Source organism: Spirosoma endophyticum (assembly GCF_900112365.1).
GTDB classification, from domain to species: Bacteria; Bacteroidota; Bacteroidia; order Cytophagales; family Spirosomataceae; genus Spirosoma; species Spirosoma endophyticum.
Window position 1 is genome coordinate 35,036 of record NZ_FOLQ01000030.1, and the last position, 15,004, is coordinate 50,039.

The 15,004-nt window shown below is 50.5% G+C and carries 13 protein-coding genes; 9 read left to right on the forward strand and 4 right to left on the reverse strand.

Annotated elements, in window-relative coordinates; all coding sequences use genetic code 11:
* Positions 1-2: 2 nt before the first annotated feature.
* The 7 genes from BM202_RS32755 (at position 3) to BM202_RS32780 (ending at position 8,377) form a co-directional block, all read left to right on the forward strand.
* A complete protein-coding gene (locus BM202_RS32755; protein WP_093834210.1) occupies positions 3-548 on the forward strand; it encodes a hypothetical protein in 546 nt (181 codons plus the stop codon).
* 123 nt (positions 549-671) lie between these two features.
* Entirely contained in the window at positions 672-1,283 is a 612-nt protein-coding gene (locus tag BM202_RS32760) for a TMEM175 family protein (protein ID WP_093834212.1), read from the forward strand.
* Between the two features lie 54 nt (positions 1,284-1,337).
* On the forward strand, positions 1,338-1,667 hold the full coding sequence (locus BM202_RS38565) for a hypothetical protein (RefSeq protein WP_245776900.1): 330 nt from the start codon (positions 1,338-1,340) through the stop codon (positions 1,665-1,667).
* Entirely contained in the window at positions 1,631-2,368 is a 738-nt protein-coding gene (locus BM202_RS32765; RefSeq protein WP_245776901.1) for a major royal jelly family protein, read from the forward strand. The genes BM202_RS38565 and BM202_RS32765 overlap by 37 nt, the downstream gene beginning before the upstream one ends.
* Positions 2,369-2,559: 191 nt before the next feature.
* Positions 2,560-5,217 (forward strand): excinuclease ABC subunit UvrA, encoded by a 2,658-nt coding sequence (locus BM202_RS32770; protein ID WP_093834214.1) that lies wholly within the window; start codon positions 2,560-2,562, stop codon positions 5,215-5,217.
* 120 nt (positions 5,218-5,337) lie between these two features.
* Positions 5,338-5,631 (forward strand): putative quinol monooxygenase, encoded by a 294-nt coding sequence (locus BM202_RS32775; RefSeq protein WP_093834216.1) that lies wholly within the window; start codon positions 5,338-5,340, stop codon positions 5,629-5,631.
* Positions 5,632-5,956: 325 nt separating this feature from the next.
* Positions 5,957-8,377, forward strand: coding sequence for an ATP-binding protein (locus tag BM202_RS32780; protein ID WP_093834218.1), 2,421 nt, complete (start codon positions 5,957-5,959; stop codon positions 8,375-8,377).
* Between the two features lie 291 nt (positions 8,378-8,668).
* Here BM202_RS32780 and BM202_RS37640 read toward each other — a convergent pair whose 3' ends face one another.
* From BM202_RS37640 to BM202_RS32795, 3 genes are all read right to left on the reverse strand, one after another.
* On the reverse strand, positions 8,669-8,845 hold the full coding sequence (locus BM202_RS37640; RefSeq protein ID WP_177236782.1) for a response regulator transcription factor: 177 nt from the start codon (positions 8,843-8,845) through the stop codon (positions 8,669-8,671).
* 235 nt (positions 8,846-9,080) lie between these two features.
* Positions 9,081-11,912 (reverse strand): PAS domain S-box protein, encoded by a 2,832-nt coding sequence (locus tag BM202_RS32790; RefSeq protein WP_093834220.1) that lies wholly within the window; start codon positions 11,910-11,912, stop codon positions 9,081-9,083.
* Between the two features lie 67 nt (positions 11,913-11,979).
* Complete coding sequence (locus BM202_RS32795; RefSeq protein WP_093834222.1) at positions 11,980-13,101, reverse strand: hybrid sensor histidine kinase/response regulator; 1,122 nt, start codon at positions 13,099-13,101, stop codon at positions 11,980-11,982.
* Between the two features lie 347 nt (positions 13,102-13,448).
* On the opposite strand from BM202_RS32795, the gene BM202_RS32800 reads away from it, so the two are divergent.
* On the forward strand, positions 13,449-13,784 hold the full coding sequence (locus BM202_RS32800) for a hypothetical protein (RefSeq protein ID WP_093834224.1): 336 nt from the start codon (positions 13,449-13,451) through the stop codon (positions 13,782-13,784).
* A gap of 67 nt (positions 13,785-13,851) precedes the next feature.
* Here the strand turns inward: BM202_RS32800 and BM202_RS32805 are convergent, their stop codons facing one another.
* On the reverse strand, positions 13,852-14,616 hold the full coding sequence (locus BM202_RS32805; RefSeq protein ID WP_093834226.1) for a response regulator transcription factor: 765 nt from the start codon (positions 14,614-14,616) through the stop codon (positions 13,852-13,854).
* Between the two features lie 81 nt (positions 14,617-14,697).
* Between BM202_RS32805 and BM202_RS32810 the strand changes: the two genes are divergently transcribed.
* On the forward strand, positions 14,698-15,004 hold a 307-nt coding region (locus tag BM202_RS32810), incomplete at its 3' end, for a helix-turn-helix domain-containing protein (RefSeq protein WP_093829784.1).

A 15,004-nucleotide genomic window follows, 5' to 3' on the forward strand; every position in this document is an offset into this window, starting at 1 on the left:
GTATGCAAACCGTATTAGAAAACACAATAGACGAATTTCAGGACCGGGTAATCGCGGATCGAAACCTGGATACCCGCACCAAAGACATACCCGGCTGGGGCATGGATGCCGATCCGGAAAATGACCCCACCTACCCCATGAAGCATTGGAACGGTGCGGACCACGAGCGACTCAATTATGAAAAAGCGCCCCAGCAGCCCCTTGACATCGAGGTCTTGCATTCGGTGGAGCGCCCTAGCGTTACCCGTGTCTTTGGTACTTCATCACCGCCTTCCGGCCTAAGTGGGACTATTCGTCGCTATGCCTTTCAGTATAGTGAAGCGACCGCTACGCACTGGATGACGCTTATATTGGCCGACCGGATAAACGTCCTTGAGGGAAAGCTACATGACTTGACCCATGGCATTCTTCCCAATCCCTGGATTGAGCGGGGCTGGCGAGCGGAATGGAAGCACAACCGCCCTGCTTTTATCCGAAAGACAGCGACTACAGCCTTGCTGATCACGGCCGGCTTCATGCTGCTGAAACGGAAAAACAAGCATAAGTAGGTTTTGGTAAACGGGTAGGATTGATTGTATCAACCCGAAAGTTGGTAGTAACTGATCAACGTTTGGGTTGATACGTTTTTGATGCCTTCTATTCCAAAGGAAAGTAGATTTTAAACAGGTCTTATGTACAATCATCGACCAACCGACCGGGTTGAATATTTTAGTGATGCTGTCTTAGCTATTGCAGCAACATTACTAGCTACCGAACTGCCGAAACCAGAGACCGATACAGGTTTGCTGCAAGCCATCGCTAACCAATGGCCTCATTATGCGGCATTCGCTGCTTCCTTCCTGTTTATATGCATTGCCTGGTCCAACCATCACAACATGTTTATCTATTTAAAGCAGACGGACCAGTACCTGCTTATTCTAAATATTCTGTTTTTAATCTTCGTTACACTTCAGTCTTTTACCACCGGCTTGTTGGCCCGGCATGTAGGCAAACCAGATGAGCGAACGGCAGCCTTGATCTATCATGCGACATTGGTGTTGATGACATTTTTTTATAACTGCACCTGGTGGTACGCCATTAAAATGCCCGAACTTTTAGAAGAAGGTACCGATAGAAGGCTCATTCGTCTGCTAACAAAGGAGTATGCAATTGCCCCTGCGCTGCACCTGGTTGCCTTACTCATTTGTTTGTGGAGCGTACCGTATAGTATTGTGCCTGTTTTGCTGTTATACATCTATTTTGCCTTGCCACGGGCAAGTGAGAAAAAGGCAAAAAGTAAGTAAGAAAAAGCAGGGCTAGGAACGCATTTATTGGCAACGCATTTAAACTTACCGATCATGAGTACAGGCAACAATCAACTTGAAGAAGTGTTTTCAGACGATACGTACCAGTTAACCGGTGTGGCCGTATCGAAAGACGGTCGTTTGTTTAGCTGTTATCCTTTATGGCCCGGACCACACCAATACAGTGTTGTCGAAATTTTACCCGATAACGGGGTGAAACCTTATCCGGACGAACTGTGGAACAGTTGGCAGGAGGGGGATAATGGAAAAAATAAATGGGTTTGTGTGCAGGCGGTGTATGTTGACCAGGAGAACAACCTGTGGGTAGTGGACCCCGCCTGCCGAACATGGAACAGGTTTATGACACTAGTTTTAAACTGGTAAAGTTCAACCTGACTACCGATACAATCGAAGAAGTCTACCGGTTTGATGATGTCTTAAGCAACAAAAGTTATATCAACGATGTGCGGGTTGATACCCAGAGAAACGTAGCGTATTTAACGAACTCCAATGAAGGGGGAATTGTGGTGGTTAATCTTGAAACGGGAACAATCCGGGAGGTATTGCGCCATCATCATTCGGTGAAACACGACCCTTCTTTTACACTGATCGTGGACGGGAAAGAATTTAAAAAGCAGGGTCAGCCGGTACACCTCCAATCCGATGGAATTGCCTTAACACCGGATGGCGAATGGCTGTATTACAAACCGCTCACCGATACTAAACTCTACCGCATTCGTACGGAATTTTTGCGGAACGAAGCATTGCCGGAAGATCAGCGGCAGGCTGCGGTCGAAGATTTGGGACGGTTTGCGGTGACGGATGGGATGATCGTTGACAAAAACGGCAACCTGTACCTGGGTGATTACCAGAATTACAAACTGGTACGAATAACGCCTGCGCATAAGCTGGAAGATGTCGTATCCGATGACAGGCTGATATGGCCGGATAGTTATGCCATTTCGACGGATGATTATTTATACATCAGTTGCTCTCAGATTAATAAGCAACCCGATTACAATGAAGGCGAAAACAAACGAACCACACCGTATGCCATTTACCGGATGAAGTTGCCTGATGCCTAAAAGCGGCATTCTTCCAAGCCCTGAATTGAAGCACAACCGAAAGGGTTTTGGATTTGTTACCTTTTACTGGACAATACGTTAGGAATGTTTACTATACTGTCCAGCAAAAGAAAGCAAGTTTATTCCCGCGGTTAACGAAAAAGCGCACACGTTGATAGTTTATAGCAACCTAACCAGTATCTTCTTTTAGCATGGCTCGCCGAACAGACGCCAACGACCAGGACGATCAAGCAGCATCCGGATATGTCCGCGTGCGGGGGGCTCGTGAGCACAATCTCAAAAATATCGACGTCTCCATACCACGAAATCAGCTGGTGGTTTTCAGCGGTGTATCCGGCTCGGGCAAGTCGTCCCTTGCCTTCGGCACCCTCTATGCCGAAGCACAGCGACGGTATCTTGAATCGGTTTCCCCGTATGCAAGACGGCTGATCGATCAGGTCGGCGTGCCGGATGTCGATTCTATTGACGGCCTGCCGCCCGCCGTCGCCCTACAGCAGCAACGCGGCACGCCCAATGCCCGCTCGACGGTAGGTAGTCTGACGACACTCTCAAGCCTGGTGCGCATGCTCTATTCGCGCGTGGGTACATACCCCCCCCGCCAGACGATGCTCTATGCCGAGGACTTTTCCTTCAACACCCCCCAAGGGGCTTGTCCCCGCTGCCAGGGCATGGGCCGCGTGCACACCATGACCGAAGCGTCGATGGTTCCAGATCCGTCGCTGACCATCCGCCAGCGGGCCATTGCCGCCTGGCCCACGGCCTGGGGCGGTCAGAACCTGCGCGATATTTTAGTCTCCCTGGGCTATGACATCGACATACCTTGGAAAGACCTGCCCAAAAAGGATCGACAGTGGATTCTCTTTACGGACGAGCAGCCGACGGTTCCCGTTTATGCAGGCCTCACCCCGGCCCAAACGCGTCAGGCTCAGCGGCTGAAGATGGAACCGAGCTATCAGGGAACCTTCAGCAGCGCCAAACGAAACCTGGAGCACACGCTTGCCAGTACGGAAAGTGCAGCGATGCGCAAACGCGTGTTGCAGTTTATGATCAGTAGTCCCTGCCCGGTATGTAAGGGCAAGCGTTTAAAGCCCGAGTCCCTTTCGGTAACCTTCGCTGGCTACGACATCGCCGATCTCTCGCACCTCTCCCTGGCGCAACTGGCAAACGTTATCACGCCGGCCGCGAATGGCGAGTTGGCCGCCGACAAGAATCCGTTAACGTCGCTTGTGAGTCGCCAGGCGGCAAAAGATGCGCTGGATAGTCGCGTGCAGGCAGGTGGCTCGGCGCACAAGGGCGCCCCTGATGTGCGCCGTACGGATGATCTCTCGCCTGAAAAACGCATCGCTGCCGAGCGGCTGTGCGGTGATCTACTGGATCGCCTGACAACGCTCATCGAGCTTGGCCTTGGGTACCTGTCGCTTGACCGCAGCACGCCCACCTGCTCATCCGGTGAGTTGCAGCGGCTGCGTCTGGCCACTCAGCTCTCCTCCCAGCTCTTTGGGGTCATCTATGTGCTGGACGAGCCGACGGCCGGGCTGCACCCGGCCGATGGCCATGCACTCTTCGACGCACTGGACAGACTCAAAGCGTCGGGCAACTCGCTTTTCGTGGTCGAACACGACGTTGAGATGATGCGCCGTGCCGATTGGCTCGTTGATGTTGGCCCTGAGGCAGGCAGCGGGGGCGGACGTATTCTCTACAGTGGAGAACCACAAGGCCTTAGGAAGATCAGCGAGTCCCGCACCAGGCCCTACCTTTTTGAGGAAACAGCCCGGCTGGCGTCCCCCAACCGTCCCCCTAATGGTTGGCTAAGTCTGGAAGGAGTCCGACGAAATAACCTCAAGGGCGTGAATGTTTCGTTTCCGCTGGGTTGCTTTACCGCCGTGACCGGTGTTTCGGGGTCCGGCAAATCCAGCCTGGTGAGCCAGTCGCTGCTGGATCTGGTGGCAGCGCACCTGGACATGAGACGGGAAGAGGTCGAGGAAGATGCGCTGGAGAACACCCCCGCCGAAAAAACCATCGGGCGATTGGGGGGCGATGTCGAGGCCATACAGCGACTGATTGAGGTGGATCAAAAACCAATCGGACGAACACCACGCTCCAACCTGGCCACCTATACCGGGCTTTTTGATCATGTCAGAAAACTCTTTGCCGCCACGCCGGAGGCCCGGAGGAGACACTTCGATGCCGGCCGCTTTTCCTTCAACGTCGCTAAAGGACGGTGCCCAACCTGTGAGGGAGAGGGCCAGGTCAGCATCGAGCTGCTATTCATGCCGAGCGTGTATGCCCCCTGTCCGACCTGTCATGGCACACGCTATAACGAAAAGACGCTGGAGATTCACTGGAACGGCAAATCCATTGCGGATGTGCTGGGCATGACGGTCGACGAAGCCTGCCTGTTTTTTGCCCAGGAAGCGTTGGTGTTGCGGTCCCTCGACACGCTGAGGGATATTGGCCTGGGTTATCTCAAGCTGGGGCAAAGCGCGACCGAGCTTTCCGGCGGGGAGGCCCAGCGCATCAAGCTCTCCACCGAACTGCAACGTACGCAACGGGGCACCACCCTCTACGTGTTGGATGAGCCAACCACTGGCCTGCATCCGCGTGATGTCGACCGTCTTCTTGTTCAGCTTAACCGCCTGGTTGATGCAGGCAATACCGTTATCGTCGTCGAGCATGATATGCGTACGGTCGCCCAGTGTGATTGGGTTATCGACGTGGGACCCGGAGCCGGGAATCACGGCGGCACGATCGTTGCGGCAGGCACACCCGCCGAGATCGCTACGTGTCAGGCAAGCCGCACGGCTCCTTTCCTGGCGAACAACCTGAAGCCTGAGCTAAGTCACCCCTAATCAACACCCCAACAAGTCTATTTACCCTATCACGGGTCTTGAATGTATGGCAAAACGTAGGACCACAGTAGTACGCTTGTTAACGATCATACGTATTACAAACCTTTAGACTCATATATCATGGAAAAACTGTCATTACTGGCTCGTGTTCAGGCAAAACCTGGCCAAGAAGCTACTGTCGAGAACTTTCTGAAAGAAGCCCTGGCTATGGCTCAACGGGAAGCGGGCACCATTCGTTGGTATGCCTTCAAGATAAATGAGAATACGTTTGGTATTTTCGACACATTCGCCACCGAAGATGGCCGGCAAGCCCACCTGAGCGGTGAAATTGCGAAGGCGTTGATGGCAAATGCTGATACGCTACTGAGTGGGGCTCCTGTGATCGAACAGCTTGAATTACTTGCCGTTAAGTAACTGTTATGTCAGGGTAGCGACTTTCGTATTTTGGCAAGTAAAGCATGAAAGTCACTACCCTGTTACTAATCAAGCGACATTTATTTTAGTCTCAAACTACCCTCCTACCTGAGACGAAGGAACCTTCATGCGTATCTGCTTCAAGACTAGGGCGTTTTGTAAAACGTATAAAATAGAATGAACAATCAAGCCTAACTTTACTAATCGGCAAATGGCTGTTTTGAGAAACACGGGGATGCGACCTCATTAAGAAAAGAACGGAACACCAGTAGCCGGTTTGCTTAGTTGTTAGGCGTGCTTTTAACTTTTCCAGCACCTTATCTTTATGACTCCGTCTGACTCACCGCAGAACGCAGCGCTTGCGGCACTCGCTTCCGTTTACGCCATCGCCTTTGCCAACATGGACCAGGGCTTCTGCCTGCTGGAAAAAGTCGACACTTCCCCCAATCAGCCCTCCGACTTTCGCTATTTAACGGTGAATCCTGCTTTTGAAAAGCACACCGGATTAGATAACGTGACGGGTAAAACCATTCTGGATGTAGTGCCACAAGCCGAACAGGATACCATGGCGATCTATGATCAGGTGGCCCTCACGGGACAGTCTACTCACTTTCAGACCTACGTAGGCCAGTTAGACTTGTGGATGGAGGCTAGGGTCTATCAACTCAATCAACAGCCACCTCAACTAGCGGTTTTGTTCAACAATATCACCGAGTGGAAAAAAGCCCAACGACAGCAATCATTTTTACTAGCGCTCAGTGATAGCCTCCGCCCGCTAACCGATCCGGTGACGATACAAACGATCGCTGCCCAGCAGTTGCTAGCCGAACTGCGGGCGGGCTGGGTGTACTATATCAGCCTGGCCACCGACAGCGATACGATCTCCGCGCTGGAAGGGGTTTCAACAGAGGAACCCGTGCCGCTACTACTCGGTACCGGGATATCAAGATTTGGGAAGGCCTTTCTGGCTGACTACACCAATAATGGGACCGTGCGCTATGGCGATACACAAGCCGAGCCGAGTTTTACCGAGCAAGACCGGCAAGCATTTCGGATGATCCGGGCAGGCGCCTTGATTGCCGTGCCGCTGGTCAAAGTAGATAAGCTGATTGCGTTGCTCAGTGTAGCCTCTCCAACGCCCCGGGTATGGACACAGCAGGAAGTCGATCTGGTCAAACAGGTAGCCGAACGCACTTGGATAGCCCTCGAACGAGCTAGAGCCGAAGAAGCCTTGCGCAAAAGCGAAGCCGCGTTTCGGATCATAGCCCAAGCCGCTCCCGCGCTGGTCTGGGTCTGTTCGGCCCTGGGCGAAATCATTTATTTCAACCAACGTTGGTACGACTATACGGGCCAGACCGAGGAGCAGGCCAGTGGGCATGGCTGGATAACGACAATGCATCCAGCCGATGCGGCCCGAATTCTGCCTTACTGGCAACGATGCCAACGGACGGGTGATTCCTATGAAGGGGAGGTTCGTTACCAACGGCACGATGGCGTGTATCGTTGGCACCTCTTCCGCGCCCTACCTCGGCGCAACTCAGCCGGCCAAATCGAGGCTTGGTATGGCCTAAGCATTGACACCGATGACGCCAAACAAGCCCAAGAAGGTCTGCGCAAAGCCAGTCGGCAAAAAGATGAGTTTCTGGCCATGCTAGCTCACGAGTTGCGTAATCCCATGGCCGCCATCCACTCGGGGCTGGCCATTCTGAGCTTAACCCTCGTCGACGAGATTCCCCGCTCGACGGTGGACATGATGAGTCGGCAGACAGCGCATCTGGTCAGAATGGTCGATGATCTGCTGGATGTCAATCGCATTAGCCAGGGCAAGATTGAGTTGAAAACCGAACGAGCCAATCTGGTCGACCTGGTTCAACAGGCTCAGCATAGCCTTAAGGCTCTGTTTGAGCAGCAAGGCAAAGTGCTTGGGGTGAGTTTACCCACCGCTCCCATTGAGGTAGACGGGGACGCCACCCGGCTGACTCAAGTCGTTATTAATCTATTAACCAATGGCCTACGCTATACCGGAGAAGGGGGACAGGTGCGTGTCAGCCTGATGCAGGAAGACAACGAAGCCATCCTTCAGGTGCGGGACAACGGCATTGGCTTAGCGGAAGATCAACTCGAGGCTATCTTTGAACTGTTTGTGCAGGTGGATAACTCGCTGGCTCGCTCGAAAGGGGGGTTGGGCTTGGGATTGACCTTAGTCAAGCAGTTAGTGGGGATGCATGGGGGGCGCGTGGAGGCTCAGAGTGAAGGGGTTGGTCGAGGCAGCACCTTCACGGTTCGTCTACCGACTTTGGCGGCTGCTCCCCAACCACTCGCTCCACCCGCTCAGCAAGCCCCTGACTCGGGGACTCCCCGGCGCATTTTAGTGATTGATGATAATGCGGATGCGGCCATGACTTTAGGGATGCTGCTAAAGCTAAAAGGCTACGAATCACATACCCGAACCAGCGGTCGGTCAGGCCTCGAAGCGGCCGAAGCGTTACAACCAGCGGTTATTCTGCTGGATATTGGGATGCCCGATCTGGATGGGTTTGCTAGCTGTCGGCTGATCCGGGAGCAGTCCTGGGGTGGGGCTGTCGTAGTGATTGCCTTATCGGGTTATGGCCAGCAGGAAGACCGGCAGCAAACCAAGGAAGCGGGCTTCGATGGGCATCTGGTGAAGCCAGTGGATGTAGAGGAACTGCTAAACATGCTCACGGATTTGCTCGGTAAAGATCAGACTGGAACTGAATCGGCGTAATTCATAAATCTCAAAATACCCTCCTACCGCTTGACTCTTATTAGATCCCCAAAAGGACATTTTATTATTCTGGTTATGTTCACCTATAAACGTTCGTCAGCATGTGAACAGAGTGGCTAACTACAAGCCAATAACCAATACAAGAATGGTATTTTACTGTTAAACCGGCAGTATACGTATTGTTTTTTCCTTTTCAGCGTTTTGTACTTTTCATAGCAATCGTTGAGAAAAGGCAACCTTTTCGTGAACGATTACAGGCGTGAATTATGACTGATCGAACAGGTCAATCATTTATAGGCGATCCCCCTTTCTAAAGAGCTGCTTGTTGAGTTGGGCTTGCAGGCTGGCTTTTCGCAGCACCTCCCTTTGCAGTCGGGATTCAATAACTAGTAAGCGATTTTCGCTCACAAAGGGTTTGGTCAGGTAATCATCCGCACCAAGGGTCATACCCGGACGAAAACCCATCATATCCGCTTTGGCCGTTAAGAAAACAAATGGAACGCTCCCTAGGGAGCAATTACCTCAAATGGCTTTGAGTAGCTGATATCCATCCATTCCGGGCATCATAATATCGCGCAGAATCAGATCCGGTTCCTTTAGAATGGCTTGGGCGCCACCTTGAACGCCGTCCGAAGTGGTTTACACCTCAAAACCGTGCAGGCGCAACCACTCGGCTACATTTTCACGAATTTGCATGTCATCGTCAATGACTAAAATCTGCATGGCCATGGTAATTTGGTAAAGTAATGGTAAATGTGGTGCCTTTGGCCTCTTCGCTACGAACGTCCAGCCTGCCCCCCTGGACGTTCACAAACTGGTGGGCAATGACCAGCCCTAAGCCGGTTCCCTGAATGGAGGAGGCATTTCTGGCCCGAAAAAAAGTCTGAAAAAGGTGAGGCAGGTCCTGGAAGGGTATACCGATTCCCTGATCGATCACCGAAATGAGAAGCTGATTCGGTTTAAACACAAGATGTAGTTCCGGATCGGTCTTCGAAAATTTGAACGCATTCGAAAGCAGATTAACGAGTACATGTCCCATTAGCTTATCGTCCAGATACGACGGTACGGGAGTCCCTTCCACCGTTATGCGGACGGTACGATTATCTGGGCGCTGGTGAAAATGGGTGCCGATAATTCCCTGACAGTACATCGGGACATCGATCAATCGCGGATTGTAAACCAGCTTGCCGGCTTCGATCTGGCCGATGGTCAGCAGGTCGGAGAGCAACTCATCAAAGGATCGGATTTCATTTTTTATAACGGTTAAATGCCGTTGTATCGAAGGCCTGACGGTAGCTTCGGGCCGGTCGAGATAGAGTTCGATGAGATCAACACTGGACTGGATGGTGGCCAAGGGTGTGCGAAACTCGTGTGAAGCCGTGGAGACAAACTGCGATTTCAGTTTATTGAGTTCCTGTTCCCGTTCCAGCGACTGCTGTAACAGCAATTCTTTCTCTTTCTGGCTGGTAATGTCGCTGGCAATGCCGATGCACCGCAGGATTTCCCCCCCACTGTCTTTCATCACAAAACTGCGAACATTGAGCCAACGAATCAAGTCGTCCCTTCCTCGAACTCGGTACTGAACGGGAATTTCCTCCCCCTGGCGATACCGTTCGAATGCCGCTTCTACCATCGGACGGTCTTCGGGGATGACCGAATTCAGGAACGAGTAAGGATCGTCGTAGAGACTTTGGGATGTAAGGCCAAAAACGCGTTCATAGGCCGGATTGATATATAATAATTGAAACGGATCGGCCGACTGAATCCAGAAAACTTCATCCACGTTTTCGGCAATTTCCCGAAACCGCTGTTCGCTTTCCCTCAGGGCATCTTCGGCCTTTTTTCGCTCAGTAATATCCCGGGCTGAAGAATAGATCAGTTTCTCATACCGTTTGGCGCGCCATTGGATCAGGCGATAACTACCATCTTTGTGCTGATATCGGTTTACAAAACCGTCAATGACGGGCGTCTGGTAGGTTTGTAACGATTCGTTGCGGTCGTCGGGGTGAATAAATTCGAGAAAGTAATGCCCCTCAATTTCTTCCGCCAGATAGCCTAACGTCTCGGTCCAGGCCTGATTTACTTTTAAAAAATGCCCGTCCAAGCTGGTAATGCAATGGAGGTCGAGCGCCCGTTCAAAGAAGATCTTTAGCTCACGACTCGTTTTTTCAGCCTTTTCTTCGGCGGCTTTCAAGGCCGAAATATCCGTTGCCATCCCGACGTATCCTGTCACCTTTCCGCCCTCATCCTTTAAGGTGCTAGCCGTCATAAAAACCGGGATACGTTGTCCTCTTTTACCCAGGATTAAGCATTCGGTGTGAAAAAAACCATCCGTTTCCAACGCCATTTTAAGTAGTTCTGATGTGGGGAGGTCGGAAGAAGGGTGGTACGAAACGAGGGGTACAGGATTTTCCGGTGTGCCTGGTTCAATCTGAACGACGCAACCGATCAATTCTTCGGGTTTATAGCCTAACAACTGTTCGATCGCCCGGTTCGCCGTTCGAACGATCCCGTTGATATCCGTTGAAACGATCGCCTGACCGGCATGTTCCAGAATTGCATTTTGCCAGGCCGAAAGTTGCCCGATCTTTAGCGTACGCTCCGCAACATGCTGCCCTAAATTTTCGGTCTGGGTCTGTAGCTGCTGCTCCGTTCGTTTCAGTTGCGAGATATCCTGTACGCATACTAGGACTCGTTCTCCGATTGGAACCATAGATATGTTACACCAAATCGGCCCGTGTCCAACGGTTACCTGCCATTGGAAGTGGAGAGGTTGGCCGGTTTGTTGAACCGTTTTTAATCGGTCGAACAGGCCAGCCGTAACGGCCGTCGCAAACAGGGTATTGAGTGTACTGCCGGTCATCTGTTCGACGCTCTGTCCAGCAATAACAGCGTTGGCGCCATTGGTGAAAACATACTTGAAATCAGTCAGTTCACCGTTCGAATAAACTGGTTCGAAAAGGGTCAACCCTGCCGGACAGCTACTTACGACGGCTTGTAATAGCGCATTAGTATCATTCAGCAACTGATTGGCCTGGCTTAGCAAGGTCTGACTCCGACGCAGTTTCAGGAGCGATACAACCTGCTGGGCCAGCGATTTAAGGGTTGTGGCCTGTTGATCGGAGAGGTGCCGTGGCTGATGATCCATTACACATAAGGTGCCCAGTGCCTGTCCATCCTCATCAACCAGCGGGACACCCGCGTAGAAGATAACAGGCGGGTCGGTTAACGTAAATGGGTTTTGGGCGAAGCGTTCATCCGCGCGGACATCCATCACCTCCATAAGCTGGGTTGGCGTTTGAATGGCATGTGCACAGAATGAATATTGCCGGGGCGTCTCCTTGAGGGTAAGACCTTGGGCTGCTTTAAACCACTGACGCTCATCATCCAAAAAGGTAATCAGTGAAATGGGCGTTTGACAGATATGGGTAGCTATTTGGGTTATAGCGTCATATTCCGCTTCCGGTAAGCTATCGAGAATAGTATAACTCATGAGCGCCTGTAAGCGCTGCTGCTCGGTTTCTGATACAGTCATAAAACGGTAGGTTACAGAATGGTCAATCGCTTAAGCTTTAGGAGCCATGCTGTTTTATCTTTGGGGCTTATGCCGATTTATTCAGTGAAAGAACACGATCCATAAGTGAAAGCTGGAGCGTCACTTTCGTAAGGCCCTCTGGCTTACTATCAATCTGTAAGTGGCCCTGGTTCATCTCGATTAGGGTTTTGACGATGAACAAGCCCAGCCCCGAACCCTGCTGCTCGTAATAATTGCGGTCAAACTGAGTGTACGGAGCAATCCGGAGAATATCGCTGGATTTAAACGCACGTCCCCAATTGGTAATGGTTAGCTGATAGTACTCCTCACTAATCAGCCCCGACACACAAACTTCACGACCTCTTTCCGAAAACTTAATCGCATTGTCTATCAACTCCTCCAGTATCTTGGTCAGGCTGTGGGGCGGTACGCGTAGATGGGCCATTTCGGTAGCAATAAGGATGGTTGCAGGCTGTTCATGCTCTTTCTCAATCGTTTGTTTAAGCCGTTTAACAAGCGCATCGAACACATAGGAGTTGCCCTGGCTTAATGCATCGTATTCAGCTGAGCCATGCGGGTGGATAAGTAAATTGGTGAGACGTTCATTTTCGAGGGTTCTTTTAAGCCGTAAGCAACACCTCATCATCTGGTCCAGCATAGACTCCATCTCGGAGGAGTCGAGCGTAGGGTGATCTTCCTTTAATAGGCCGATAAAGCCCATAATCCCGGCTAGGGGTGTGTTATGCTCATGAATCGTGACACGACCCAGGTTGGTTAGATAGTCGGTCAACTGGACCTGTAATTGGTTGTTGCGAATCTGCTCTCGCTTCAACCGGGTTTCGATGGATTTTAGTAAGTCTTTACTTGTAAAGGGTTTGATGAGGTAGTCATCAGCGCCTGAGACCATACCTTGGCGGAGGTCATCGGGTTCGGCTCTGGCAGTGAGAAAAATGAAGGGTACGTGACTCAGCGAACGGTGAGCGCGAATGGACTCCAGTACCTGATAACCGTTCATTCCGGGCATCATGACATCGCAAAGTATCAAATCGGGTTGTGATTGAATGGCTCGGTTTATGCCTTCATGACCATCGGCGGCTGTATCGACCATAAAGCCTTGTAGTGTAAGCAGTTCGGCTACGTTCTCACGAATAGATAACTCATCTTCGATGACTAATAACTGCGTTTTCATTTTTGGTCAAAAGAGTGTATGGTGGATTCGGTAGTTTGGTATTGCCTGGATCGAGGTGTAATACTGAGCTTTTACTTAAAAAACACGTAGGGCCTTCTTAAACCGACGAAGCCTCGCTTTATAGGTAGTATTATTTGACTGTGAGCAAATCCTTAGGTCTAAATAGACTTGCTGAGTAGCTAGCTGTATAATAAATAAAAATAATAGCACCCGCTATGCGTAGGGAGCTTGCCGTGATTATTCTAAAAAAATCGAACTAGAATCGAAAAAATGCTGCCTTAGCTTTGTTTCGGCCATTTGAGGTTGCTCATTTTCGATAACATTCAACCTAATACGCTCACTAATACATGAACAATACGCCCACTAATACATTTAATAAGACAGTGAGTCGAACCGATTGGCAACGGGAAGTAGAAGCTTTGTATAACAACTATTATTTGATTTCTCTATTACTAACTTACCCGTCGACTGCATCGGCTTATGAGGTTAGTAAGTTCCGACGTTTACAGTCAGCTTTGATCAAAACTATTGAACAATTTGTCGCCGAATTAGATCAGCAAACAAAGCAAACTCAATCGCCGTCGGCCATCGTCTGTTTGCTGAAGAGTCATATAGCGGTTATGCAACAGCTTAACGGTCAAATCGGTAATCTGTTAAAGGAACAAGTGGCTGGTGTGAGCTAAGGAGCGTAAATAAGTTGTCCGTCTTAATGTTGGCATTGAATCATTCGATGCGTATCGGGTGCCAACGTTATTGGTTGGGTAAAGCCGTTTTCGGGCGGTGTTGTTGTCTAAAACGCAGGGGTGACTCACCATTGGCTTCCTTGAAACTGAATGAGAAATAAGATAGACTCCCAAAGCCGCATCGGTCGGCAATCTGCTGAAGACTATAGTCGGTTTCTAACAGAAACGCTGTAGCCTTACGAAGACGGTGGTCTTTTAGCAGTTCACTAAAGTTCCGTCGGAGGTATTTCTTTAGATTCCGTTGCATCGCCGACAGACTCATGTTCATTTCCAAAGATAATTTATCGGCGGTCAAGGATGGATTACGAGCATGCTGCTCGAGTAGCTCGCTAAAGCGCTTAATGAACTGAATTTCGGTTTCCTGATGAGCGGCCGCCTGCTCTAATTGGTGCAATACTAACTCGGTTTGTCCACGGGTGATATTATTAACTTTTAGGAGTAGTTCTTTTTGCAGGAAGGGCTTGAACAAATAATCAACAGCGCCTTCTTCTAAGCCCAGAAGCTTGTCCTGTTCGGTTACTCGGGCAGTTATAAAAATAACCGGAATTGAACGGTAAAGAGCGTGTCGGTTTGTTGCCCGGATAAATGCAATGCCGTCCATGTTCGGCATCATGACGTCGCACAAGATTAGATTGGGCAGAAAAGAGGGTAGTAATTCAAACGCCCTGATTCCATCCGGTGCGGTTTTAACTTCGTGATTACTTAATTCGAGCTGCTCACTGATATTTTCCCTTAACTGCAAGTCATCCTCGACCACTAATATTTTTGCCATTACGGGTAGCTATATACATCATATCAAAAGTAAATAAGTAGTCCGTGAGAAATAGTTTGCATTATTTTCTAACTTGCCCTCATGGGACGAGTAAATACTCCGGTTCTAACCGATATCCAACGTGCCGATTTAGAACGTGAATTAAAAACCAATGATAGCCATAGCTTTCGGATGCGTTGCCAAGCCATCCTACTCAAAGCGGCTGGCCGTAAATCGAAAGATGTTGCCCAGATTGTGGGCATGTGCCATGTGAGTGTTAATAGCTGGCTGAAACGCTTTAAAACCGATGGACTCGCAGGACTACAAACCAAACCAGGACGGGGACGTAAACCCTTGCTGGATAAAGTAGCCGACAAAGATGCGGTGCTAGCCGCTGTCAAAGCCAACC